General features: G+C 73.2%; 23 protein-coding genes and 1 pseudogene. 18 read left to right on the forward strand and 6 right to left on the reverse strand.

The annotated features are described in order from the left end of the window. Positions 1-15 precede the first annotated feature (15 nt). The 10 genes and pseudogenes from EF879_RS12005 (at position 16) to EF879_RS12055 (ending at position 10746) form a co-directional block, all read left to right on the forward strand. The gene (locus EF879_RS12005) at positions 16-1611 is read left to right on the forward strand and encodes an FAD-dependent oxidoreductase (protein ID WP_123557832.1); all 1596 of its coding nucleotides are present in this window, start codon (positions 16-18) and stop codon (positions 1609-1611) included. 16 nt (positions 1612-1627) lie between these two features. Further along, positions 1628-2914: a sugar ABC transporter substrate-binding protein gene (locus tag EF879_RS12010; RefSeq protein WP_233604393.1), complete on the forward strand. Its 1287-nt coding sequence runs from the start codon at positions 1628-1630 to the stop codon at positions 2912-2914. Positions 2915-2926: 12 nt separating this feature from the next. Then, the gene (locus EF879_RS12020) at positions 2927-3919 is read left to right on the forward strand and encodes a carbohydrate ABC transporter permease (protein WP_123557834.1); all 993 of its coding nucleotides are present in this window, start codon (positions 2927-2929) and stop codon (positions 3917-3919) included. After that, entirely contained in the window at positions 3909-4751 is an 843-nt protein-coding gene (locus EF879_RS12025) for a carbohydrate ABC transporter permease (RefSeq protein ID WP_123557836.1), read from the forward strand. The genes EF879_RS12020 and EF879_RS12025 overlap by 11 nt, the downstream gene beginning before the upstream one ends. Before the next feature lie 63 nt (positions 4752-4814). Further along, positions 4815-6203 carry a hypothetical protein gene (locus tag EF879_RS12030; RefSeq protein WP_199736327.1) on the forward strand — a complete coding sequence of 463 codons (1389 nt, stop codon included), beginning with the start codon at positions 4815-4817 and terminating at the stop codon, positions 6201-6203. After that, the gene (locus tag EF879_RS12035; RefSeq protein ID WP_123557838.1) at positions 6200-7090 is read left to right on the forward strand and encodes an ROK family protein; all 891 of its coding nucleotides are present in this window, start codon (positions 6200-6202) and stop codon (positions 7088-7090) included. The genes EF879_RS12030 and EF879_RS12035 overlap by 4 nt, the downstream gene beginning before the upstream one ends. Beyond that, positions 7090-7785, forward strand: coding sequence for an N-acetylmannosamine-6-phosphate 2-epimerase (locus EF879_RS12040; protein WP_123557840.1), 696 nt, complete (start codon positions 7090-7092; stop codon positions 7783-7785). The genes EF879_RS12035 and EF879_RS12040 overlap by 1 nt, the downstream gene beginning before the upstream one ends. 39 nt (positions 7786-7824) lie before the next feature. After that, positions 7825-8163, forward strand: coding sequence for a DUF6412 domain-containing protein (locus EF879_RS12045; protein ID WP_123557842.1), 339 nt, complete (start codon positions 7825-7827; stop codon positions 8161-8163). 338 nt (positions 8164-8501) lie between these two features. Then, positions 8502-9260, forward strand: coding sequence for a membrane protein insertase YidC (locus tag EF879_RS12050; RefSeq protein WP_123557844.1), 759 nt, complete (start codon positions 8502-8504; stop codon positions 9258-9260). 97 nt (positions 9261-9357) lie between these two features. Continuing rightward, positions 9358-10746, forward strand: a pseudogene (locus EF879_RS12055) (chitinase). Between the two features lie 140 nt (positions 10747-10886). Here the strand turns inward: EF879_RS12055 and EF879_RS12060 are convergent. Together EF879_RS12060 and EF879_RS12065 are read right to left on the reverse strand one after the other, a co-directional pair. Then, positions 10887-11297, reverse strand: coding sequence for a hypothetical protein (locus EF879_RS12060; RefSeq protein ID WP_123558417.1), 411 nt, complete (start codon positions 11295-11297; stop codon positions 10887-10889). Positions 11298-11478: 181 nt separating this feature from the next. After that, entirely contained in the window at positions 11479-11844 is a 366-nt protein-coding gene (locus tag EF879_RS12065; RefSeq protein ID WP_123557846.1) for a hypothetical protein, read from the reverse strand. 251 nt (positions 11845-12095) lie between these two features. On the opposite strand from EF879_RS12065, the gene EF879_RS12070 reads away from it, so the two are divergent. Both EF879_RS12070 and EF879_RS12075 read left to right on the forward strand, forming a co-directional pair. Continuing rightward, positions 12096-13004: a hypothetical protein gene (locus EF879_RS12070; RefSeq protein ID WP_123557847.1), complete on the forward strand. Its 909-nt coding sequence runs from the start codon at positions 12096-12098 to the stop codon at positions 13002-13004. A 178-nt stretch (positions 13005-13182) separates the two neighbouring features. Next, on the forward strand, positions 13183-14088 hold the full coding sequence (locus EF879_RS12075) for a Gfo/Idh/MocA family protein (protein ID WP_123557849.1): 906 nt from the start codon (positions 13183-13185) through the stop codon (positions 14086-14088). Positions 14089-14160: 72 nt separating this feature from the next. Here EF879_RS12075 and EF879_RS12080 read toward each other — a convergent pair whose 3' ends face one another. From EF879_RS12080 to EF879_RS12090, 3 genes are all read right to left on the reverse strand, one after another. Next, positions 14161-15477, reverse strand: a complete 1317-nt coding sequence (locus tag EF879_RS12080) for a low temperature requirement protein A (protein WP_123557851.1) — start codon at positions 15475-15477, stop codon at positions 14161-14163. A gap of 144 nt (positions 15478-15621) precedes the next feature. Beyond that, positions 15622-17175 carry a hypothetical protein gene (locus EF879_RS12085; protein ID WP_123557853.1) on the reverse strand — a complete coding sequence of 518 codons (1554 nt, stop codon included), beginning with the start codon at positions 17173-17175 and terminating at the stop codon, positions 15622-15624. After that, positions 17160-17933 carry an ABC transporter ATP-binding protein gene (locus EF879_RS12090; protein WP_123557855.1) on the reverse strand — a complete coding sequence of 258 codons (774 nt, stop codon included), beginning with the start codon at positions 17931-17933 and terminating at the stop codon, positions 17160-17162. The genes EF879_RS12085 and EF879_RS12090 overlap by 16 nt, the downstream gene beginning before the upstream one ends. 130 nt (positions 17934-18063) lie before the next feature. Between EF879_RS12090 and EF879_RS12095 the strand changes: the two genes are divergently transcribed. Continuing rightward, entirely contained in the window at positions 18064-19998 is a 1935-nt protein-coding gene (locus tag EF879_RS12095) for a sensor histidine kinase (protein WP_158624156.1), read from the forward strand. Next, entirely contained in the window at positions 19962-20618 is a 657-nt protein-coding gene (locus tag EF879_RS12100) for a response regulator transcription factor (RefSeq protein ID WP_123557859.1), read from the forward strand. Before EF879_RS12095 ends, EF879_RS12100 begins: the two co-directional genes overlap by 37 nt. A gap of 62 nt (positions 20619-20680) precedes the next feature. On the opposite strand, the gene EF879_RS12105 is transcribed toward EF879_RS12100, so the two are convergent. Then, the gene (locus tag EF879_RS12105) at positions 20681-20872 is read right to left on the reverse strand and encodes a DUF2795 domain-containing protein (protein WP_123557861.1); all 192 of its coding nucleotides are present in this window, start codon (positions 20870-20872) and stop codon (positions 20681-20683) included. A 137-nt stretch (positions 20873-21009) separates the two neighbouring features. On the opposite strand from EF879_RS12105, the gene EF879_RS12110 reads away from it, so the two are divergent. The 4 genes from EF879_RS12110 to EF879_RS27605 all read left to right on the forward strand — a co-directional run bounded on the left by EF879_RS12110 (position 21010) and on the right by EF879_RS27605 (position 23666). Next, a complete protein-coding gene (locus EF879_RS12110) occupies positions 21010-22266 on the forward strand; it encodes an erythromycin esterase family protein (RefSeq protein WP_123557863.1) in 1257 nt (418 codons plus the stop codon). A gap of 90 nt (positions 22267-22356) precedes the next feature. Continuing rightward, entirely contained in the window at positions 22357-22641 is a 285-nt protein-coding gene (locus EF879_RS12115; protein ID WP_148086414.1) for a hypothetical protein, read from the forward strand. Between the two features lie 203 nt (positions 22642-22844). Continuing rightward, positions 22845-23102, forward strand: coding sequence for a hypothetical protein (locus EF879_RS26975; RefSeq protein WP_148086415.1), 258 nt, complete (start codon positions 22845-22847; stop codon positions 23100-23102). 186 nt (positions 23103-23288) lie between these two features. Next, positions 23289-23666, forward strand: coding sequence for an NUDIX domain-containing protein (locus EF879_RS27605; protein WP_233604394.1), 378 nt, complete (start codon positions 23289-23291; stop codon positions 23664-23666). Positions 23667-23753 lie beyond the last annotated feature (87 nt).

Below are 23753 nucleotides of genomic sequence, written 5' to 3' on the forward strand. Positions count from 1 at the left end.
AAGCAAGTGACACAGATGCGTGCGGACGTCCTCGTCGTCGGCGGCGGCCTCGGCGGGGTCGCGGCCGCGCTGGCGGCGGCCCGGGCCGGCCGGTCGGTCGTGCTGACCGAGGAGTACGACTGGCTCGGGGGGCAGCTCACCAGCCAGGCCGTCCCACCGGACGAGCACTCCTGGGTCGAGCGGTTCGGGGTGACCGCCAGCTACCGGGCGCTGCGCAACGGGATCCGCGACTACTACCGGCGGTACTACCCGCTGACCGAGCGATCCCGGGCCTGGACCGACCTGAACCCGGGCGCCGGCTGGGTCAGCCGGCTCTGCCACGAGCCCCGGGTCGCGGTCGCGGTCCTCGACCAGATGCTCGCGCCGTACCGGGGGTCGGGGCGGTTGACCGTGCTCCAGCCGTACCGGCCGGTGGCGGCCGAGACCGACGGCGACCGGGTCGTCGGGGTGGTGGTGGAGCACCGCGACGGTGGCGGCCGAATCGAGATCACCGCGCCGTACGTGCTGGACGCCACCGAGACCGGCGAGCTGCTGCCGCTGACCGGCACCGAGTACGTCACCGGCTTCGAGTCGCGCGCCGAGACCGGCGAGCCGAGCGCCCCGGACGTCGCCCAGCCGATGAACATGCAGGCGATCTCGGTCTGCTTCGCCATCGACCACGTCGACGGCGACCACACCATCGACCGGCCCGCCGAGTACGACTTCTGGCGCACCTACCAGCCGGCGTTCTGGGGCGACCGGCTGCTCTCCTGGCGCTCTCCGAACCCGCGCACCCTGGAGATCGTCGAGCGCAGCTTCACCCCGAACCCGGACGACGACCCGCTCACCGTCGACGCCGACCAGCGGGTGAACCCCGGTGACGGCAACCTCTGGACGTTCCGCCGGATCGCGGCCCGGCGCAACTTCGTCGACGGCGCGTACCCCAGCGACATCACGCTGGTGAACTGGCCGATGATCGACTACTTCGAAGGCCCGGTCATCGACGTCCCGGACGCGGCCGAGCACCTGGCTCGGGCCCGGGGCCTGTCGAAGTCCGTCCTGTACTGGCTCCAGACCGAGGCACCCCGCCCCGACGGCGGCACCGGCTTCCCGGGCCTGCGACTGCGCGGCGACATCACCGGCAGCGCCGACGGGCTCGCCCAGGCGCCGTACATCCGCGAGTCACGGCGGATCCGGGCCGAGTACACGGTGGTCGAGCAGGACCTCTCGCTCGCGGTCCGCGGCGACAGGGGCGCGGTGCGGTACCCCGACGCGGTCGGGGTCGGGATGTACCGGATCGACCTGCACCCCTCCACCGGGGGCGACAACTACATCGACGTCGGCTCCTGCCCGTTCGAGATCCCGCTCGGGGCGCTGATCCCGCGCCGGATGGAGAACCTGCTCCCGGCCGGCAAGAACATCGGCACCACGCACATCACGAACGGCAGCTACCGCCTGCACCCGGTCGAGTGGAACGTCGGCGAGGTCGCCGGGCTGCTCGCCGACTTCTGCCTGGCCCGTGGCACCTCGCCGCGCGCCGTACGCAACAGCCCCGGCCTGCTGGCCGACTTCCAGCGCCGCATCACCGCCGCCGGCGTCGAGATCCGCTGGCCGGAGATCGCGGGTTACTGATGGTGAGGAGAGAGAAGTGAGAATAGGACGGAGCCTACGGCTGACCGCCGTGGCGCTCGTCGGCACGGTCGCACTCGCCGCCTGTGGCGGCGGTGGCGACGACGCCGGCGACGGCGGCCCGGCCAGCCTGCGGATGACGATCTGGACCGCGAACGAACAGCACCTCGCGCTGTTCAACCAGATCGCCGAGGAGTACCGGAAGAGCCACCCGAACGTCACCGAGATCAGGTTCGACCCGCTGCCGTTCGACACGTACACCACCAGCCTGACCACCCAGATCGCCGGTGGCAACGCGCCGGACCTGGCCTGGATCTTCGAGAGTTCGGCCCCGGACTTCGTCTCCTCCGGCGCGCTGCTGCCGCTGGACGAGACGTTGCGCGGCACCGACGGCTACCAGTTCGACGACCTGGCGCCCGGGCCGCTGAAGCTCTGGCAGCGGGACGGCAAGCTCTACGCCTACCCCTTCTCCACCTCGCCGTTCGGGGTCTTCGTCAACACCGACCTGCTGAAGCGGGCAAAGCAGAAGACGCCGGCCGAGCTGATCGCCGCCGGGCGGTGGGACTGGTCGACCGTGCTCGCCGCGGCCGCCGCCGTGCAGCGGGAGACCGGCAAGGCCGGTCTGGTGATCCGGGACTTCGACTACAAGGGATGGGACAACCTGTCGACGTTCTGGACCGGCTGGGGTGCCCGGGCGTGGAGCGAGGACGGCAAGACCTGCGGCTTCACCGCGCCGGAGATGGTCGAGGCGATGACCACCCTGCACCGGGCGATCTTCGTCGACAAGGCTCTGCCCGGCCCGGGCACCACCGCCGACTTCTTCGCCGGGGACGCCGCCATGACGATCACCCAGATCTCCCGCGCGTCGCTGCTCAAGGAGGACGGTTTCGGCTGGGACCTCGTCCCGCTGCCGGCCGGGCCGAAGGGGAGGTACGCCGTCATCGGCCAGGGCGGCCTCGGGGTTCTCAAGCAGGGCAAGCACCCGAAGGCGGCGCTCGACTTCCTGGCGTACCTGACCAATCCGGAGAACTCGGCGAAGCTGGCCCAGTTCTTCCCGCCGCCGCGTCAGTCGCAGCTCACCGCCGAGACGCTGGCCAAGACGAACCCGAAGCTCACGCAGGAGCAGTTGCAGCAGGTCGTCATCGACGGCATCACCACCGGCGTGGTCAAGCCGAACCACACCGGCCAGGCCGAACTCAGCCAGCAGGTGCGGGCCGCACTCGACCCGCTCTGGAAGCCGGACGCGGACGTCAAGGCGGTGCTCGACGGCGTCTGCGCCACGATCCAGCCACTGCTCGCGAAGTAGGGACGCCGCACCATGTCCCAGACGGAGGAAGCGGCGGGCCGGGGCGCCAACCGGCCCGCCGGCGGGGCCGGCGGGCCGGCGCCTGTCCCGGTTGACGGCTCGGGCGGCTCCGCGCGACGGCCGTTCTGGACCAGCCGCCGTCGTGACCAGCTGACCGGGTACGTCTTCATCGCCCCGCAGCTGTTCGGCAGCGCCGTCTTCGTGCTGCTGCCGCTGGCCCTGGTGGTCTGGTACAGCCTGCACGAGTGGAACGTGCTCGCCGGCACCTTCGACTACGTCGGCGCGGAGAACTACCGGGCGCTGGCCGAGGACCCGACGCTGCCGTCGGTACTCCGGGCCACCGCGCTCTTCTCGGTCGGGCTGGTGCTGTGCAACCTCAGCCTGGCCCTGCTGCTGGCCGTCCTGCTCAACCAGCGCCTGCGTGGCACCGTCGTCTTCCGCACCCTGTTCTTCTCCCCGGTGGTGGTCTCGCTGGTCGCCTGGACCATCGTCTGGGGCTTCCTGCTGCAGGACAACGGGGGCATCAACGGCCTGCTCGACACGATCGGGGTGGACGGGCCGAACTGGCTGCGCGGTGAGGCGACGGCGATGGTCTCGGTCGTGGTCGTGCAGGTGTTCAAGAACGTCGGCCTCAACATGGTGCTCTTCCTCGCCGCCCTGCAGGGGGTCCCGGCCGAGCTGTACGAGGCCGCCGAGGTCGACGGGGCGAGCCGGGCGCGCCAGTTCTGGCGGATCACCGTACCGCTGATCAGTCCGACGATCCTGCTCACCTCGATCATCACCGTGGTCGGGTCGTTGCAGGTCTTCGCGCAGATCGCGGTGCTGACCCAGGGCGGGCCGGGCACCTCCACCACGGTGCTCGTCTACTACCTCTACCAGCAGGCGTTCCAGTTCCACCACTTCGGGTACGGCGCCACCCTGTCGGTCCTGCTCTTCGTCATCGTGCTCGCGCTGACCGTCCTCCAGTGGCAGATGCGCAGGAGGTGGGTGTTCCATGAGTCGTAGGCTGTCCCGGCGGGCGAGGCTGACGCTGTACGGCGTCCTGCTGGTGCTCTGCGTGCCGTTCGTCTTCCCGACCTGGTGGATGGTCACCTCGTCGCTGAAGCCGGTCTCGGACATCTTCGCGTTCCCGCCGAAGCTCGTGCCGACCAGCGTGAGCCTCGACGCGTACCAGCGGGTCTTCGAGGTGCAGCCGTTCGAGCGGCAGTACCTGAACAGCCTCTACATCGCGTTGGTGGTCACCGCCGGCACCCTGGCGGTCTCGGCGCTCGCCGGGTACGCCTTCGCCCGGATCCGCTTCCGGGGCCAGAACCTGCTCTTCCTGGTCGTCCTCGTCGGCCTGCTGATCCCGAGTGAGGTGACGATCGTCCCGCTGTTCCAGATGTTCCTGAAGCTGGATCTGGTCGACACCCACTGGCCGCTGATCCTGGTGCCGATCCTCGGCGCGCCGAGCGTGCTGGCGACGTTCATCATGCGGCAGTTCTTCATCAGCCTGCCGAACGAGCTGGAGGAGGCGGCGCGGGTGGACGGGCTGGGGCGGTTCGCCACCTTCTACCGGATCGCCCTGCCGCTGGCCCGGCCGGCCCTGGGCGCGGTCGCCATCTTCACCTTCCTGCACAGCTGGAACCTGTACCTCGAACCGATCGTCTACCTCTCCACGCCGGAGAAGTTCACCCTGCCGCAGGCGCTGACCCAGTTCGTCGACGCGTACGGCGGTCCGATGTGGAACGTGCAGCTCGCCGCCGCGTCGCTGACCGCGATCCCGGTGCTGCTGGTCTTCGTCATCGCCCAGAAGCAGTTCGTCGAAGGGCTCGCCCACACCGGCCTGAAGGGCTAGCGGGCGTCCGCCCCCGTCCCCTCATCCCCCGAGGAAACCCCCACCGGAAGAAGGAGCACGCTCATGAGAGTCTCCTGCGTGACGCCGTTACGTACCGCGGGCGCGGCGATCGGCGCCGCGGCGCTCGTCGCCGCGCTGGCCGGGCCGTCCCCGGTCCGGGCGGCCGCACCGGCCGGAACCGCCGCGCTGGTCGCGGCCACCGGGTTCGACTTCCCCGCGTTCACCTACCGGGACAACGCGTTCGACAAAAGCACCCTCGCCTACAACCCGACGAACGAGTTCATCTTCCCCAGCGTCATCCGGGCCGCCGACTACTTCGCGAACCCGCTCGGCACCTACTACCTCTACTACGCCCCGCACGAGCGGCCGGGCGGGATCGCCCTGGCGTACGCCGACTCGATCGACGGCCCGTGGACCGAGTACCCGCTCAACCCGCTGATCTCCAACACCTGGCTGCCGCACTATCCCACGGTCAGCCACGTCTCCTCACCGCACGCCGTCTGGATCGAGGAGGAGCGGAAGCTCTTCCTCTACTTCCACGGCGAGAACTCGATCACCCGGTACGCCACCTCCACCGACGGCATCCACTTCGAGTACGGCGGCACCGCGGTCAGCCGGGACGCCAGCACCGGTGGCGAGACGTCGTACGCCCGGGTCTTCGAACAGGCGGTGCCGCGGCTCGGCACCCGCTACCTGATGCTCTTCATGGACAACCCGACCGCGGCGCCGCCCGGGCCGACCGGACCGGTGTCGCGGCGGATCCGCTGGGCCGTCTCGAACGACGCCCGGAACTGGGTCATCCAGCCCCAGCCGATCGTGACCCCGCAGGGCGTCGAGGGTCCGAACGCCTCCGGCCCGTTCTTCCTCCGCTGGCAGGGACGCAACCTGGTGATCTTCCACGCCGCCGACGGGAACATGCACGCCGTCGATGTCGGGGAGGACTTCGACCAGGAGATCCACCTCGGGATCGTGCACGACTCGATGTCCACCGCTCCCGACCTGGGACGTTCGGCGGCGCCGACGTTCTATGTGGACGGCCGGACGATGCACATGTACTACGAGGCCGGTGGACGGCTCGCCGCCACCATCGGACACGCCGTGGCAACCCTCGACGAGCCGGTGCCGACCCGGGAACTCGACTGCACGGTCGACCGGCCGGTGCTCTGGCCGCCGAACCACCGGATGGTCGAGGTGAACGTCCGTGTCGACCTGGTCGACGGCGTCCTCGGGCCGTACGCGTTCACGCTGGCCGAGGTGACCGGCGGCGACCCTGAGGACGTCGCCGGGTTCACCGTCGGCACGCCGTCGCTGCGCGGCAGCCTGCGGGCGGAACGCGCCGGCAACGGCGGGGACCGGGTCTACACCCTCCGGTACGCCGGGCACGACGAGATCGGCCGCCCCGTCGGCTGCACCGTCACCGTCACCGTCCCGCACGACCGGGGCGGCGCGTGACCGCGACGTACCTCGGGATCGACATCGGGGGCACCAAGACCCTCGCCGTGCTGGTGACCCCGGACGGCGATGTGGTGGGGCGTACCCAGGCCCCGACCCCTGCCCGGAAGGGCCCGGCGGCGGTGCTGGACACCGCCGCCGGGCTCGTCGACCGCCTCCTGCCCGCCGGCGCCGGCCCGATCGGGGTCGGCGCGGCCGGCACCGTCGATCCGGCCGACGGCACCGTCCGGTACGCCACCGACCACCTGCCCGGCTGGGCGGGCACCCGGATCGGCGCCGAACTCGGCGCCCGGCTCGGCCGCCCGGTACGGGTCGACAACGACGTCCGGGTCGCCGCGCTCGGCGAGTCCTGGCGGGGTGCCGGGCGGGACCGGCGACATCTGCTCCTGGTCGCGGTCGGCACGGGCCTCGGGGCCGGGATCGTCGCCGACGGGCGGATCGTCCCCGGCGCCCGGGGCGCGGCCGGCGCGGTGGCCCACCTGCCCACCCCGGGTGCCGAGCGGCTCCGTTGCTCCTGCGGCCGGTACGGTCACCTGGAGGCGCTGGCCTCCGGCACCGGGCTCGCCGCCGCCTACGCCCTCGCCACCGGCGAGCGGATCAGCGGGCGGGAGGTGGCCCGGCGCGCCGAGCAGGGCGACGTCGCCGCCGAGACGGTGGTGGAGCGGGCCGGTCGGGCTCTCGGTCGGGCTCTCGCCGGGCTCGTCGCCCTGGTCGACCCACAGGTCGTGGTCCTGGCCGGTGGGGCGGCCGGGGCGCTGCTGCCCGCCACCCGGCTGGCGTACGCGACCGCACTGCTCCCGGCGTGGTCCGACGTACCGCTGCTGCCCGCCGCGCTCGGCGACGACGCGGTCGCCGTCGGGGCGGCCCGACTCGCGATGGAGGTCTGATGAGTCTCCTCGACGTGTTCCGGGGCGGGCTGGTGATCTCCTGCCAGCCGCTGCCGGACGAGCCCGACGATCCGATGCGGGACCCGTACGTCCAGGCCCGGGTCGCGGCGGCGGCGGTGCGCGGGGGAGCGGTCGGGATCCGGGCGAACGGCACCGCCGACATCGCCGCCATCCGGCAGACGGTGCAGGTACCGGTGATCGGGCTGGTCAAGGCGGGGACCGCGGGCGTCGTCATCACCCCGACCGCCGCACACGCGCTCGCGGCGGCCGAGGCCGGGGCGCAGGTGGTGGCGGTCGACGCGACCGACCGGCCGCGCCCGGACGGGCGTACGTTCGCCGACACGGTCCGGGCGGTGCACGGCGAGACGGCGGCCCTGGTGCTCGCCGACGTCTCGACGGTCGCGGAGGGAATCGCCGCGGTCGAGGCCGGAGCGGACGCGGTCGCGACCACACTCTCCGGGTACACGCCCACCAGCCCGGCCGGCGACGGGCCGGACCTGGACCTGCTGGCCCGGCTCGCGGTCGAGGTGCCGGTGCCGGTGTTCGCCGAGGGACGCTACCGGAACGCCGACCAGGTCGCGGCGGCCTTCGCGGCCGGCGCGCACGCCGTGGTGGTGGGGAACGCGGTCACCTCGCCGCTCTGGCTCACCCGGCGCCTCGTCGCGGACGTCCGCGCCGCCACCGCGCCGCGGTGAGGCGTGCTCGTGCCGGCTAGTCTGGGTCCCATGTCGGGGATGTCGAGGGTGGGTACCGGCCGGGCGTTCGGGCTCGGCGGGGTGGCCCTCCTGCTCGGCTGGGCGGCGCTGCCGCTCATCCAGCTCGGCACCCGGCTTTCGGCCGGCCAGGCCGGCGAGTCGCTGGCCGGTGCCGCCGTGGCCGCCGCCGCGGTCCTGCTCCTCGCCGCGCTCGTCGGCCGGTTGCCGCTCGGTCGGGGGAGCACCGCCGCCCGGGTACGCCTCGGCGCCGCGCTGCGGCAGCGGGCCCGCCGGTGCCGGACACCACGACAGCTCGACCCGGACGCCGCCGGCCGACCCCGACCCCGGGCACCCTCGCCCCACCCCTCGGCCGGGTAGCGACGGGCTCGTCGCCGCCCCGCCGGTTCCGTTCCCTGCTCCCGTCCCTCCCCGGGCCACGGCGCACGTGACACCGCGACTCCGGTCGCCGGCGGCGTCGCCCCGGGTCGCGACCGTCCTCGCCAACCGCTGACGCACGCCACGTCAGCGGCGCCCCGCCATCGCGGTGTCCGCGCCGGTCACCGCGTCGCCGTCGGTCGTGTCCTCCTCGGTCGTCGCGCCACCGCCGGTCGCGGTGCCCACGCCGGTCGCCCGTGTGCCGCAGGTCGCGGGCGGGAGCCTCCCGGACGGCTCGGTGCCGTCCACCGTCACCGGAATCGCACCCGAGGGGTCTCCACATGTCTGCCTTCGCACCACTCGCCGGCGCCGTCGGCGTCGCCGCCCACCTGGTCACCCTGCTCGCCACACTGGTTCAACCGGCCGTCGGCACCGCGGCCACCGCCGCCGCCGTCGTCCTCTTCACCGTCCTGGTCCGGCTGCTGATCTCGCCGTTGAGCTGGGCGCAGATCCGGGGCCAGCAACGCAGCGCCGCGCTCGCGCCGCGGATCCGCGAACTTCGGCGGCGGTACGCCGACCAGCCCGACCGGTTCCGCATCGAACTGGTCGAGCTGTACCGCTCGGCCGGCGTATCACCGGTCGCCGGATGTCTGCCCGCGCTGGCCCAGTGGCCGTTCTTCCTCGTCATGTACCAGCTCTTCGCCGTGCCCGGCGGAGCCGGCGACCAGAGCGGACTGCTCGCCGCGGAGCTGTTCGGCGTACCCCTCGGCCACCGCGTCGGGGACGGACTCCCCGGGACGGCGGGGCCCCTCTTCGGCGTACTGCTGATCCTGCTGGTGCTGCTGGCCTGGTGGTCGTCGCGGCGGATGCGGAAGGCGGTGGCCATGCCGGGCGCGGCACCGGCGGAGGGCGAGGCGGTGCCGGGGGCGGGCCTGCTGACCCGGGTGATGCCGCTGCTGCCGTACGGGACGGTGGTGGTGGCCCTGGTGGTGCCGTTGGCAGCCGTGCTCTACCTGGTGACCACGACGGCCTGGACCGGCGCGGAGCAGGCGGTGCTACGTCGCGTCGCCGGTCGTGACCGCGCGACCTCCCCGAGGTAGCGGCTGCCGAGCCAGGTCTGGACATAAACAGTTAACAGTCCTAATAATTGGCGAACAGTCGATGGCTGTGGATGTCGGACCGTCGGTGGAGAATGCCATGAGACGCCGCAGAAGCCTTGTCCTGTCCGTCGTCGCCGGCCTGCTGGCCGCGGTCGGCGCGGTCTGGGCCACCAACCCCGCATACGCCGCCGGGCCGACGGCCACCCTCGTCAAGACCTCCGACTGGGGCTCCGGCTGGGAGGGGAGGTACACCATCACCAACGGCGGCTCGACCACGATCAACGGCTGGTCGCTGACGTTCGAGCTGCCCGCCGGCACCACCGTGGGGACGTACTGGGACGCACTGCTGACCTCCTCCGGCCAGCGGTACACCTTCACCAACCGGTCCTGAAACGGCACCATCGCGCCCGGCGCGTCGGTTTCGTTCGGCTTCATCGCCGTCGGCTCCGGCACGCCGACCACCTGCACCCTGAACGGCGCCGCCTGCGGCGGGGCCCCGTCAACCACCCCGCCCACCACGACCAGGCCCCCGACCACCCCGCCGACCACGCCCCCCACCACGCCTCCAACCAGCAACCCACCCACCGGCCTCCCCCGGCACTTCCTCACCGGGTACTGGCACAACTTCGACAACGCCGCGGTGGAACTGCGGCTGCGTGACGTACCCGCGGAGTACGACGTGATCGCGGTCGCCTTCGCCGAGGCGACCAGCACCCCCGGCGCGGTCACCTTCGGCATCGACCCCGGACTGTCGGCCTCGCTCGGCGGCTACACCAATGCCGACTTCAGCGCCGACGTCCGGACGGTCCAGTCCCGGGGCAAGAAGGTCATCCTCTCGGTCGGCGGCGAGACCGGCCGGGTCGTGGTCAACGACGCCGCCTCGGCCACCGCGTTCAGCAACAGCGTGTACGCCCTCATCCAGCAGTACGGCTTCGACGGTGTCGACATCGACCTGGAGAACGGGCTCAACCCGACGTACATGGCGCAGGCGTTGCGCGCGCTGCGGAGCCGGGTCGGCCCGAGCCTGATCATCACCATGGCGCCGCAGACCATCGACATGCAGTCACCGTCGGTCTCCTACTTCAAGCTCGCCCTCGACATCCGGGACATCCTCACCGTCGTCCACACCCAGTACTACAACTCCGGCTCGATGCTCGGCTGCGACCAGTCCTTCGCGTACAGCCAGGGGACCATCAACTTCCTGACCGCGCTGGCCTGCCTCCAACTCGAGGCCGGGCTCCGGCCCGACCAGGTGGCGCTCGGCCTCCCGGCCGGACCCGGGGCCGCCGGGGGCGGCGTGGTCCCCCCGACGATGGTCAACCAGGCGCTCGACTGCCTGGCCCGGGGCACGAACTGCGGCAGCTTCCGGCCGCCGCGCACCTACCCGGGGATCCGGGGCGCGATGACCTGGTCGATCAACTGGGACGTGGCGAACGGCAACGGATTCGCCCGGACCGTCCGGCCGCACCTCGACACGCTGCCGTGAGGCGCTGACCCGGCCACCCGGGCCGCCGGCCTCCGCCACGACGCCCGGCGGGCCGGCGGCCGGTGTTGGCGTCTGCGGAGCCGCCGCACCACGCCCGGGTACGACGGGTCTCCACCCGGTCGCCCCGGCCCGGCACCCGCTCAGGCGGTATCGCCCGGGGTGGGGGATGCGGCGTCGGAACGGGTCCGACGCAGCCAGAGCAGGCCGACAACCGGCAGCACCAGCGGGACGTACCCGTAACCGCCGCCGAAATCCGACCAGACGGTGTCGTCCGGGAAGAGCGCCGGATCGAGCAGGCTGAGCGCTCCCACGGCGAGCACCCCGGCGAACTCCACCGAGCAGCAGATAACGGCCGTCCGGCGTCCGACGGCATCGCCGCGGGCCAGCCCGACGGTGGCGACGATGTAGATCACCGCGGCGAGCGCGCTGAGCAGGTACGCCACCGGCGCCTCGGAGAACCTGGTGGCGATCTGCACCGTCGCCCGCGAGGTGGCGGCGATCGCGAAGAGGATGTAGACCGCGACCAGGGCCCGCCCGGGACCACTGTTGATCCGCCGCTGCCCCGGCCGCGCGGCCGTCCGATCCTCGCCCGGGCCGGTGGACCGGTCCCCACCCGGATCGGCCGTGCGCGCCCCGCCACGGCCGATCGGCGGCAGCCCGCCGGCGCCGCTGGGCCGTGCTTCACCCGCGTCATGCGCCCGGTCTTGCGAGCCGGTCGGCGGGGGCGCGGGCTCAGACACCGGGCACCTGCCAGGTCTGCTGGAGGCGGACCACGACCACGGGGATGACCAGGCAGACCACGGTGACGATCACCGAACCCCAGCGGGTCGGCTCCATCCGGGCCAGCACCCCCGCCAGCGGCGGCAGGCAGACCAGCGTGACCAGGTAGCCGGCGAAGGTGCCGGCCTCGGCGGGCTGCTCGCCGCCGACCCAGGCGACCAGCGCGGTGACGGCGAGCGCGAGCAGCGCCAGTTCCACCACGGCCAGGCCGGCGAGGTGCGAGCGGTCCGGCGGCCGGTTGCGGATCGTGGTCACCAGGCTCCAGACCGCGAGGACGAGCGACAGTGTGATCGACAGCGTGACGAGGAGGTCGTTCATCGGCCGGCCCGCCAGGTCGGCCAGGGCGTCGGCATGCCGGTCCGCGACTCGTTCACCGGCGCAGTCTACTAACCGGCGTAGTAGGACGTCGACCGGGCCATGGGCGGCCACCCGCGCCGGCCCGGGTCGTCCCTGGCGAGCGGCGGCGGCCCGCCCCGGCTCCGGGCCGGGTCACGCGCGCCTGGGCTGGACAATCAACCTCTTCTATGATTGGCCGCACCTGCACCGACGCGTACTCCGGGAGACGCGGCGTGGTCGTGACGGAGGTCTGGGCACTGCTGATGGTCGGTGCCCTGGTGCTGTTGGCCCTCGTCGGGCTCGCGGTACTGGCCGACCGCCCCCGTACCCCGCGACCGGACCCGGTCCGGCTGCGCGCCGCCGCCGCGGAGCTGACCGCACACGCGGTACGGATCCGGACCGAGGCCGGCCGGGCGGCCGCGGTGGCGAGCGACGCCCGGGCCGCGCTGCTGGCCGCCGAGCACACCCGGGACGAGGCATGGGCGGCGCAGGAGGAGGCCGAGCGGCACTACGACCAGGTACGCCGGGCGGTCGCGGCCGCCCGGGCGGCGGCCCGGCGGGCGAACGCCCCGGTGACGGTTCCCGTCGACGGCCCCGGCCCGGCAACCGTCCACGGACCAGCCCCGGCGGCCCGCGAGGCAGGGGCTCCGGCAAGCCTCGCCGCGCAGCCCGGCCGCCACCACGGAACCGTTCCGGGGTACGCCGCCGCGCCGCCGGTGGTGGCCGCCGCTTCCGTCGGCGGTGCCGAACGCGACCGGGTGGTGTCCCGGGCCGCGCTGTCGGCGTACCGGCGGGGCGACATCTCCCTGGCGCAGCTCCGCGAGGTGTTCCGGCGTATCGGGGACTGGGATCCGCTGCGCGAGGAGCGGGAACGGCAGCTCGACCAGGCGCGGATCCGGCTCATGGCGGCCCGTCGCGAGTACGACCGGGCGGCGGTGGCGGCCCGCCGGGCCGCGCGGGCGGCCTGGGTCGCCGAGGTCGCGGTTCGGGCGCTGCTGGAGGAGGCGGAGCAGTCCGCCGTCGAGGCCGACGAGGCGATTCAGATGGCGCAGCGGTACAGCCGGCGCCGCGACCGGCGCCCCCGGGCACCCCGCCGGGGGCGGGGCCGCCGGACCGGTGGCCGGGAGCGTCCCCACCGGTGACGGGCGACTCCGGGGCCGCGGCCCGCCCACGCCGACGATCCGCGGCTCGCCCGGCTCGCGGCGCTCGCCCGGAGGCCGTTTTGGGCGTCCTCACCCCGCCGGACACCGGCACGCCGAGCCGGATCGATGTGCTACGAAGGAGCCTCTGTCCCGCAGCGCCAGGAGAGAGGGCCAGCTCGTGCTCACGTTCGGACTCTTCGGTACCGGTCACTGGGCCGCCGAGGTACACGCCCCGGCCCTCGCCGCGCACCCCCGGGTACGGCTCGCCGGCGTCTGGGGTCGCGACCCGGCCAAGGCCCGAGCCCTGGCCGAGCGGTACGACGTACCGGCCTTCGACGACGTCGACGCGCTGATCGAGGCGGTGGACGCGGTCTCCGTCGCGCTGCCCCCGGACGTACAGGCCGACATCGCGGTGCGGGCCGCGACCGCCGACCGGCACCTGCTGCTGGACAAGCCCCTCGCCCTGAGCCTGCCGGACGCCGACCGGGTCGTCGCCGCGGCGGACCGGAGCGGGGTCGCCTCGATCGTCTTCTTCACCCGCCGGTTCCAGCCCGAGGTCGCCGGCTTCCTCGCCGCCGCGGCGGCCACTGGCGGCTGGCACGGCGCCCGGGGCGTCATATACGCGTCGATCTTCCAGCCCGGCAGCCCGTACGCCGGATCGGTCTGGCGGCGGACCCACGGCGCACTCTGGGACGTGGGCCCGCACGCACTGTCGCTGCTGCTGCCGGTGCTCGGCCGGGTCACCCGGGTCGCCGCGATGGACGGCCCCCGGGACAGCGTCCACCTGATGCTGGCGCACGCCGAGGGGGCGACCAGCACCCTCTCCCTGACCCTGGACGCCCCGCCTTCCGCGGTGACCTCCGAGTTCGCCTTCTACGGCGACAACGGCATCGACGTCGTGCCGGAGGGAACGGGGACGCGGGTCGAGACGCTCGGCCTCGCCATCGACCAACTCCTGGCCGAGATCGACGCCGGCACCCGGGACCACCGGTGCGACGTGCGGTTCGGCCGAGAGGTGGTGGCGGTGCTGGCCGCCGCCCAGACGGCCCGGGAGCAGGGGCGTACCGTCACGGTCTCCCCCTGATCGGTCACTCGCCGAGAGCCCGCCGGCACCGGATGTCGGGCGCCGTCCGGCACGTCGACCCCGAAGCGCCCGCTACACCTCGTCCGGGTGGTCCCCGCGGATCTGCGCCTCCGCGTGCTCCAGCGCCCGCTGCTCGGCGAGGTGGCCCTGGCGAATCTTCTGACGCTGCTGTCGGGTGCGCAGGGACTGCCCCGCCGTGCCGAGCACGACGGCCCCGGTGAGCAGGGCGAGCGTGGCCAGCGCCGGGAGCTGGCCGGCGATCGCGACCAGCCCGGTCAGCACGATGACGACGACCACCGAGTACGGGTCGAGCCGCCGTATCGTGCGGACCTGGAAGGCGAACAGGGCGACCAGGTAGATCACGACCCCGCCGTAGAGCACGTACGGGTCGATCCCGTGGGCCGCCACCCGGGTGTTCGCCGCCGCCGGGTCGGCGATGGCGGCCAGGAGCCGCTTGATGCCCAGGGCGAGCAGGATGATCCCGAAGACCATCAGCAGGTGCAGGTAGGTGTACGCGTCGCGGGCGAGCGCGGCGCGGGTCGCTCCCCGCGCGCGACGCAGGACGCGTTCGGCGGCGATGGCGCGGACGTCGAAGTACGCCCACCAGAGTGCGGCGAGCAGCGTGATGCCGAGGGCGACCGCACCGAGGACCGGCCAGGTGATCGGCAGTTCGGCCTGCAGACCCGGCCCGATGCCGAGGGCGATCACCGACTCGCCGAGGGCGACCAGGATGATCTGGGCGTGGCGGTCCGCCCAGTGGCTGGCCGAGACGACGGTCGATCCCCGGACCGGCAGGATCAGCGCGGCGCCGTACACGACGACGACGGCGAGCACCCAGAGCCCGTACCGGATCGTCGTCCCGAGGGGCCCCTCACCCCCGAACAGCGCGGCCAGGAAGAGGAGGGCCGTGGCGGCCAGCGGCGCCGTCGCGAGCTTCCCCACGTTCGCCCACCGGTGCGGGGCGCCCTGGGTCGCGTACCGGAAGGCGGCGAGCTGGAGAACCTGGACCACCAGGTAGCCGGCGGCGAAGACCAGGTCGCCGGGCGGCCCGGGCGGCCCGGGGGGCCGCTCCATGAACGCCTCCGGGATGGAAACCGCGGCCACGAAGACCGCCGCCGTGGTCGCGAACGCGAACAGCGACAACGGGCCCTGGTCGATCCGGACGGTGTTGCCGAGGAGGCTGAAGCTGCTCCAGGCGGACCAGAGCAGGGCCAGCAGCACGAAACTGGCCAGCAGGGCCTGCCCGCCGAAGTACGTGGCCGAGGTGGTGGTGACCTTGAGGAAGGCGAAGACGTAGACCAGGTCGAAGAAGAGTTCGAGCTGCGTGACCCGGGCCCCGGGCGCGGCCGGTTCGGGCTGCGTCTGGCGGCGCTGCTGGTCAGCCTTCACCTCGCATAGTCTGGCAGTATTTAAGCCGACTTGGGTCGATTAGGGTTCCCAGCTGCTCCAGGCCAGGCGGCCGGTCGTCGAGCCGCCTCCGCCCCAGCCTCTCCCAGCCGGACCAGGGTCAGGCCTGGCCAGGGCGGGTCAGGATCAGGCCTGGCCCAGCCGGGCCAGCAGTTCGGGACCGCGCCGGGCCAGCCGCCGGTGGGCGAGGCGGCCCAGCCCCCAGGCCAGCAGGACCCCGCTGGCCACGCCGACCGGGGTCGCCGACCAGAGCAGGGTCGGGCTGCCGGCCCGGACGCCGTACCACAGCAGGGCGGTGGTCGGGGCCGAGACCACGGCGAGCAGCCCGAGGGTCAGCCAGATGAGCCCGCCGATCGGTCCGCCATCCGAGCCGGGGTTGCCGCCCCGGCGGTGCGGGTCGGCCATCCGCACCGGCACCAGCACCGAGACCAGCACGATCAGCCCGGCTCCGCCGCCGAGGACGACCGGCAGCAGCGCCGTCACCCAGGGCAGGGTCCACCAGTGCACCGCACCGACCAGGCCGGCGAGGGTGAACAGCACGGCGACCGGCGCGGCATGGAGCAGCCAGGCGACCTGCCGACCCCGCACGTCGGCCCGCTCCGCCCCGGGAACCATCAGGGTCAGCCACAGTCCCGTCCCGTCCGAGCTGTAGAGGTGCGCCGAACAGGAAACCAGCATGGTCGCGGCGACCAGCCCGGCGAGCGGCAGCAGGTCGCTGAGGCCGACCAGCAGCGGCATCGACACGAAGACCAGCCCGTACGTCAGGGCGAAGCCGAGGTAGTGGATCCGGACCAGGTCACGCCACCAGGTACGCAGCTCCTTACGGACGACCGCGCCGAACGCGGACCCGCCGGTCCGCGCCGGCCGGCTGAGCGGGAGACGCCGGCGCAGGTGGGTCACCGGCGCGGTGGCGGGCCGGTCCAGCAGCCCGGCCCAGCCGAGCACGGCGACGACGATCAATCCGGCCAGCCCGGCCAGTGCCCCCACCGCCGGCAGCCCGGCACCCCGACCGGCCGCCTCCACCGCCACCAGCGGCCAGCCCGACGGCAGGATCCGCAGCACCCGGGCGACGCTGGCCGGCACCCCGGCGCCGAGCGGGTTCGTCCCGCCGCCCAGCGCCAGGAACACCACCCAGCACTGGGCCATGGCGGCGGTCAGCACCGCCCAGGGCAGGGCGGCCAGGACCGCGCGGATCCGCCCCCCGAGCACGACCCCGAGCGCCGTCACCACCACCCGGGCCAGCACCACCAGCAGGACCGTCAGCAGGATCGCCCCCGGCACGCCGACCAGCGCCGCGGCCGGACCGAGCCGGGCGCCGTAGGCGACCAGGGCGGCCAGCCCGACCAGGGTGGTCAGCGGTCCGACCCCGACCAGCGCCGCGCCGAGCAGTCCGAGCACCAGCCGACCGCGCCGGACCGGGAGGAGGGCGAGGTGCTCCCCGCGGATCCCCGGGTCACCGCCGCCGACCACCGGCCCGACCAGCCAGCCGACCAGCGTGCCGGCGAGGGCGAGGGCGAGCAGGTCGCCGCTGTGGGCGACGTCGTACCGGACGGCGTGCCAGAACATGCCGGCCGCCCCGGTGAGGCCACAGAGCGCACCGAAGCCGAGGGCGAAGCCCTGGGTGCCGGAGAACGACCGGCGCAGCAGGGTCCCCCGCAGCCCGATCAGGACGCCAACCACGACAGCTCCGTTCCGCTCGGCCCGGGCGCGCCGACCAGCTCGACGAAGGTGTCCTCCAGGCTCCGGGTACCGCGGACCGTGTCCAGCGGGCCGACGGCGGCGACCCGGCCCCGGTGCAGCACCCCGACGTGATCGCAGACCTGCTCGACCAGCGTCATCACGTGACTGGAGAGGATCACCGAGCCACCGGCCGCCACGAACCGACGCAGGATCGCGCGGATGGTGGCGGCGGACACCGGGTCGACCGCCTCGAACGGCTCGTCCAGGACCAGCAGCCGGGGCGCGTGCAGCAGCGCGGCGGCCAGCCCGATCTTCTTGCGCATCCCGGCCGAGTAGCCGAGGACCAGGGTCCGGTCGGCGCGCTCCAGGTCGAGGACCCGCAGCAGCTCGTCCACCCGGTCGGCCAGGAGGTCCGCGGGCATGCCGCGCAGCCGGCCGAGGTAGCCGAGCAACTCGCGACCGGTCAGCCGCTCCGGGAAGGCCAGGCCGTCGGGGAGAACCCCGACCTGCCGCTTCGCCTCGACCGGGTCGCGCCAGACGTCCACCCCGAAGATCTCTGCCCGGCCGGCGTCCGGCCGGAGCAGTCCAACCGCCATCGCCAGGCTGGTGGTCTTGCCGGCGCCGTTCGGGCCCACCAGGCCGAAGAAGGAACCCGCCGGCACCGTCAGGTCGACGTGATCCACCGCGACGGTGTCGCCGAAGCTCTTGGTCAGGCCGGCGAGGCGCAGTGCCGCCGGCTGGTCGTCGTTCGTGGTCATGCCGCGACGCTATGGAGCGGTACGGGGTGACCGGTATGTGTCCGGCTGCCGGATCAGGGTGTAGCTAACCCCACCCCTCTCGGCAGCTAGCCCCATGTTGCCCGGCGACGCCACGGGCCAGACTTGCCGCATGGCACTCGACCCGATACGCCGATGCGGGCTGGCCCTGCTCCGGGGGCTGGCGCTTGCCGGGCTGGGTGTCGCCACCGCCGTCTCGTTCGTCGTCCACCTGGCGTTCCTGGTCGTCGGGTTCGGCCTGGGCCTGCTCGTCCTGCCCCCACTGGCGATCCGGGCCGGCCGGCCGGTGACCAACCTCGCCCGGCGTCTCGCCGGGACGTGGTCGGGCGTACCGGTCGAGGTGCCGTACCAGCCCCGCCCGGCCCCGCCGGCGCCGGACGCCGAGGGCCACTACCCGCGGGACAACCGGCTCTACCGGCGGCCCTGGGTGCCGGCGGCGCTCAACTGGTTCGACTGGCTGCTCGGCGACCCGGCGACGTACCGGGACCTCGCCTGGTTGGCGCTCAACCCGGTGGTCGGGACGCTCCTCGGCGGGGCACCGGCCGCGCTGGTCGGCGTCGGACTGTGGTACGCGGCCAGCCGGGCCGGCACCGACTGGTGGGCGCTGCCGGCCGGGCTCGCGGCGGTGGCCGCCGGCCTCGCCCTGGCCCCGGGGCTGGTGCTGCTGCACGGCCGCTGGACCCGGCTGCTGCTGCGTCCACCCCGACCCGAGCCCGGACGGCTCCGCGTCTGGTACGCCCGGCTGCTGGTGACCCTGCTCCGACTGCTCTGCCTCCTCGGCCTGAGCCTGCTCGCCCTGCCCCTGGCCGCGCTCGGCGCCCTCGGTCTGCTCCTCGGGTACGGCCTCGGGATCGTGGCCGTGCTCCCGCCACTGATCGAGAACGTGCGCCACCTCGCCGAGCTCCGCCGACGGCTGGCCGGGCGGTGGTCCGGGGTGGAGGTGCCCAGCCCGTACCTGCCCCGACCGGAGCTGCCGCCCCGGCGCCCGGACGGTCGGTACCGGGTGGGTGCCCACCTGTACCGGACCGAGCGGTGGGCCGGCTACCACCTGCGGCTGCGGTGGTTGACCCGGGACGGGGCGACCTGGCGGGACCTCGTGTGGCTGCTCCTCGACCCGGTCGTCGGCGGGCTGATGCTGGCGGTACCGCTGGCCGCACTCGGGTACGGGCTGTTCGGGCTGGCCGTACCCCGGTTCTGGATGCTGCTCGGGGTCACGCCGGAGGGCGACGCCGCCGCCTGGTACGCCGCCGTCGCCGGCTCCGGGGCGGCGGCGATCCCGGTCGGGCTGGCGCTGGCGGCGTTCGGCGTGTTCGCCGCCCCCCGGGTGCTGCGCGGGAACGGCCGGTGGGTACGGCTGCTGCTCGCCCCGACCGCGCGGGCCCGGCTCGCGCTACGGGTCCGGCGGCTCACCGAGACCCGGGCCGACGCCACCGCGGCGCAGGCCGCGGAGCTGCGCCGGATCGAGCGCGACCTGCACGACGGGGCACAGGCCCGGCTGATCGCGATGGGGATCAACCTCGGCCACGTCGAGTACCTGCTGGACCGGGATCCGGCGGCGGCCCGGGCGCTGCTGGCCGAAACCCGGGAGGCGTCGGCGAAGGCCCTCGCCGAGCTGCGCGACCTGGTCCGGGGCATTCACCCGCCGGTGCTGGCGGAGCGGGGACTCGCCGACGCGATCCGGGCGCTCGCGCTGGACCTTCCGGTCCGGACCGAGGTCGGCATCGAACTGCCCGGCCGGGCCGAGCCGCCGATCGAGTCGGCGGTCTACTTCGCGGTCAGCGAGTTGCTGACGAACGTGGTCAAGCACGCCCAGGCGGAGCGCGCCGCCGTCGAGCTGCGGTACGTCGACGGCCGGCTGCGGGTCGTGGTCCGTGACGACGGGCGGGGTGGGGTGGACCCGGCGCGGGGCAGCGGGGTACGCGGTATCGAACGGCGGCTCGGTACATTCGACGGGGTCGTCGAGGTGAGCAGTCCGCCGGGCGGCCCGACCGTCGTGACCCTGGAGGTGCCGTGCGCGTTGTCCTCGCCGAGGACCTCTACCTCCTGAGGGACGGTCTGGCCCGGATGCTGACCGCCCACGGTTTCGAGGTGGTGGCGGCGGTGGAGACCGGCCCCGAACTGCTGGAGGCGCTGCTCGGGCTCCGCCCCGACGTGGCCGTGGTGGACGTACGACTGCCGCCGACCCGGACCGACGAGGGGCTCCAGGCGGCGCTCGTGGCCCGTCGGGAGATCCCCGGGCTGCCGGTGCTGGTCCTCTCCCAGCATGTCGAGCAGCTCTACGCCCGGGAACTGCTCGCCGACGGCAACGGCGGGGTGGGGTACCTGCTCAAGGACCGGGTCTTCAACGCGGAGCAGTTCGTCGACGCGGTACGGCGGGTGGCCGGCGGCGGGATGGCGATGGACCCGGACGTGATCGCCAAGCTTCTCGTGCGGAGTGAGCGGGAGGAGCCGATCAGCCGGTTGACCCCCCGGGAGCGGGAGGTGCTGGCGCTGATGGCCGAGGGGCGCTCCAACCTCGCCATCGGGCAGCGGCTCTTCCTCAGCGAGAGCGCCGTCAGCAAGCACACCGCGAGCATCTTCGCCAAGCTCGACCTCGCCCCATCGGACGACGACAACCGCCGGGTGCTGGCGGTGCTGGCGTACCTCAACAGCGCAACCACCCGCTGAGGTGTAAGGAAGGGCCCCTTTATAACGCTTTTTGTATAAGAAGGGCCCCCTCCTAACACCTGTCAGGAGAGCGCGATGATCGCGTTGCCGACCTCGGCGGGAGACTGGAACTGGTCGGCTGGCAGGGAACGCAGCATCTGGAGGGTGTCGGTGTCGAGGCCGGTCTCCTGACCCCAGCGGACAAGATCCTCCTTCGATACCGGGTAGTCGAGCCTGGCGAGATACTCCTGTAGCTCCATCGCGTCCAGCGTCATGCCTCGTCGGTACCCCGTTTCTCCGACCCGATGTGTGTGAGGAAGGGGCCCTTCCTATCGCTTTCTGTTGTAGCGGGGGCCCTTCCTAACACGCGGGGCGCCGGGTTTGTCCGGGGCGGCGCCGGGTAGCCCTGGGCATGCTGGTTCATCGGCTCGGCGCGCCGAGCGACTTCGATCCGCTGCTGGAGCGGATCGGATCGGCTCGAGTGGTGATGCTGGGCGAGGCCAGCCACGGGACGTACGACTACTACCGGATCCGGGAACAGATCACCCGGCGCCTCGTCGCCGAGTGTGGCTTCTCGTTCGTGGCGGTGGAGGGGGACTGGCCGGACTGCGACCTGGTGCACCGGTCGGTGACCGCCGCGCCGGGCGGCGACGCCGACCCGCAGACCGCCCTGGAACGCTTCGACCGGTGGCCGACCTGGATGTGGGCGAACGCCGAGGTCGCCCGCTTCTGCCGTTGGCTGCGCGCGTGGAACCTGAACCGGCCGGAGCCGGAGCGGGTCGGATTCCACGGGCTCGACGTCTACAGCCTCTGGGAGTCGATGCAGGCCATCCTCGACTACCTGGGCGAGGAGGACCCGGCGTCGCTGGAGGCGGCCCAGGAGGCGTACCGCTGCTTCGAGCCGTACGGCAGCCGGATCGAGGAGTACGGCGTGGCCAGCCGCTTCGTCTCGGCCCGGTGTGAGGACGAGGTCGTACGCCTGCTGGCGCGGATGCGCGAGCGGGCCGCGCGGGACGGCGCCGACGCCTTCTCCGCATGGCAGAACGCGGAGGTCGTCGCCGGGGCGGAGAAGTACTACCGGGCGATGGTCGGCGGTGGACCGCGGTCGTGGAACGTCCGGGACACCCACATGGCCGACACCCTGGACCGGCTGCTGGAGCGGTACGGCGCGGAGGCGAGGGCGGTCATCTGGGCGCACAACACCCACGTCGGCGATGCCCGGGCCACCGACATGGCGCCCGACGGCATGGTCAACATCGGCCAGCTCGCCCGGGAGCGGTACGGGGCCGGGAACGTGGTGCTGGTCGGCTTCGGCAGCTACGAGGGGACCGTCGTCGCCGCGGACCGCTGGGGCGCGCCGTACGAGGTGATGGCGGTGCCACCGGCCCGGGCCGGCTCGCTGGAGGAGCGGCTGCACACCCTGCTGCCCGACCGGGCCCTGCTGATCCTCTCCCACGGTGACAAGCCGGACTGGCTCGTCGAGGAGGCGGACCACCGGGCGATCGGGGTGGTGTACGACCCGTCGTTCGAGGCGTGGGGCAACTACGTCCCGACCCGGCTCGGCGACCGGTACGACGCCTTCGTCTGGTGCGACCACACCACCGCGCTGCATCCGCTGCCCGCGTCGGTCGCCCCCGGTGAGCTGGAGACCTACCCCTCCGGGGTGTAGCCCTGGCACGGCGGGTCGGCGAGCCGCCCGGCGAGGACCAGCCGCTCGTACGCCCACCGCGTTGCCCTGCGCGGCGAGATGGCGGGGTGGATGGCGCTGGACAGCGGCTCCAAGGAGGCCGCCCAGCGGCACATGACACGGGCCGGGAGACTCGCGGCGGCCAGCGGTGACACCCAGCTGACCGCCCAGAGTTACGCGAGCCTGAGCCACGTGGCGCGGCTGCGGGGCAACGGCGCGGAGGCTCTGGCCCACGCCGAGACCGGCTACGACACCTCCGGAGCGGCCCACCACATGGGCCACTTGCGGCTCGGTTGCTCATCATGCGTGCGTGTGGCCTGGCGGCATCGGGAGATCCGGCCGGGGCCGTCGCGGTGACAGCGGAAGCGGAGCGGGAGTTCACCAACGGCGGTGGAGATGGGTTACCGTGGCCGAGCCCTTTCGACGCGGCATCGTTCGCGTCCGAGGCGGCCTGGTGTTTCCTACGCATTGGCGACCATCCGACGGCGGTCACCTGGCTGGATCAGGCACTCGTGTACCGAGACGCGAGCCGGATACGGAGTCGTGCCCTCGCACAGCTCATGCTCGCTGTGGCGTTGCTCGGCCAGGGGCGGGTCGACCAGGCGTGCGCCCTGGTGGACGAGGCGCTGGAAGCCACCACGAACCTCGGTTCGGCCCTGCTCCTGGAGCATCTACACCATGTCAACGTCCTCCTCGGACCCCATCTCCACCGGGTTACCGGAGTTTCGGACACAGCTGCCCGGCTCTCCGAGGCGATCCGGGACCGGACATGGATCGCCACCGCAGCCGTGGTCCACGAGGTGTCGGCAACATCCTGACCGCCAGGCCGAGTGACGACATTCCCCTTTACGAACGCGACCGCGCCGCTTGGCACAGGTACCTCGCCGAGGGCAACGCCAGGCAGGCACGAAAGCGTGTCGGTGCTGACGTCCTCATCCGGGACGAGCGGGGAAGAGTCTTGCTGGTCGACCCGAGCTACAAGCCCGACTGGGATCTCCCCCGGCATGGCCGAGGCCAACGAGGCGCCACACCGTGCCGCCGAGCGGGAGCTATGGGAGGAACTGGGACTCCACGTACGGCTGCGGACCATGCTCGTCGTGAACTGGGTCGCCGCGCACGGCCCGTGGGACGACAGCCTCATGTTCATCTTCGATGGAGGAGTCCTCGGTCGCGAGCAGATCCCCAGGCTGCGAATTCTCGACGAGGAGATCAGCGACTTCCGGTTCTGGACACCCGAGCAGGCGGCCGACCTGCTTCGGCCGTACGTGTGGGCGAGCCTCGAGCAGGCACTTGCCGCAGTCACGGACGGGAGGCCGCGTTGCCTCCAGACGGCGCGAGACCAGACGGCGTCACCACCGACCGGCCCGGACATCCGACACTGACCACGATCGGCAGCGGTTGGCCCTCGCCGCCGCCGAGAGGACCGCGGCTGGTCCGAGTCGGTGATGTCGGAGCCGGGTCCTGGCGGG

The organism is Micromonospora sp. HM5-17 (assembly GCF_003762835.1).
In the GTDB taxonomy this organism is placed as follows: domain Bacteria; phylum Actinomycetota; class Actinomycetes; order Mycobacteriales; family Micromonosporaceae; genus Plantactinospora.

Excerpts from the sequence above, each read along its gene's own strand:
- EF879_RS12005 (WP_123557832.1), top strand. The coding sequence starts at position 16 with ATGCGTGCGGACGTCCTCGTCGTCGGCGGCGGCCTCGGCGGGGTCGCG.
- EF879_RS12020 (WP_123557834.1), top strand. The coding sequence starts at position 2,927 with ATGTCCCAGACGGAGGAAGCGGCGGGCCGGGGCGCCAACCGGCCCGCC.
- EF879_RS12025 (WP_123557836.1), top strand. The coding sequence starts at position 3,909 with ATGAGTCGTAGGCTGTCCCGGCGGGCGAGGCTGACGCTGTACGGCGTC.
- EF879_RS12030 (WP_199736327.1), top strand. The coding sequence starts at position 4,815 with ATGAGAGTCTCCTGCGTGACGCCGTTACGTACCGCGGGCGCGGCGATC.
- EF879_RS12040 (WP_123557840.1), top strand. The coding sequence starts at position 7,090 with ATGAGTCTCCTCGACGTGTTCCGGGGCGGGCTGGTGATCTCCTGCCAG.
- EF879_RS12045 (WP_123557842.1), top strand. The coding sequence starts at position 7,825 with ATGTCGAGGGTGGGTACCGGCCGGGCGTTCGGGCTCGGCGGGGTGGCC.
- EF879_RS12050 (WP_123557844.1), top strand. The coding sequence starts at position 8,502 with ATGTCTGCCTTCGCACCACTCGCCGGCGCCGTCGGCGTCGCCGCCCAC.
- EF879_RS12065 (WP_123557846.1), bottom strand. The coding sequence starts at position 11,844 with ATGAACGACCTCCTCGTCACGCTGTCGATCACACTGTCGCTCGTCCTC.
- EF879_RS12090 (WP_123557855.1), bottom strand. The coding sequence starts at position 17,933 with ATGACCACGAACGACGACCAGCCGGCGGCACTGCGCCTCGCCGGCCTG.
- EF879_RS12095 (WP_158624156.1), top strand. The coding sequence starts at position 18,064 with ATGGCACTCGACCCGATACGCCGATGCGGGCTGGCCCTGCTCCGGGGG.
- EF879_RS12105 (WP_123557861.1), bottom strand. The coding sequence starts at position 20,872 with ATGACGCTGGACGCGATGGAGCTACAGGAGTATCTCGCCAGGCTCGAC.
- EF879_RS12110 (WP_123557863.1), top strand. The coding sequence starts at position 21,010 with ATGCTGGTTCATCGGCTCGGCGCGCCGAGCGACTTCGATCCGCTGCTG.
- EF879_RS12115 (WP_148086414.1), top strand. The coding sequence starts at position 22,357 with ATGGCGCTGGACAGCGGCTCCAAGGAGGCCGCCCAGCGGCACATGACA.
- EF879_RS26975 (WP_148086415.1), top strand. The coding sequence starts at position 22,845 with ATGCTCGCTGTGGCGTTGCTCGGCCAGGGGCGGGTCGACCAGGCGTGC.
- EF879_RS27605 (WP_233604394.1), top strand. The coding sequence starts at position 23,289 with ATGGCCGAGGCCAACGAGGCGCCACACCGTGCCGCCGAGCGGGAGCTA.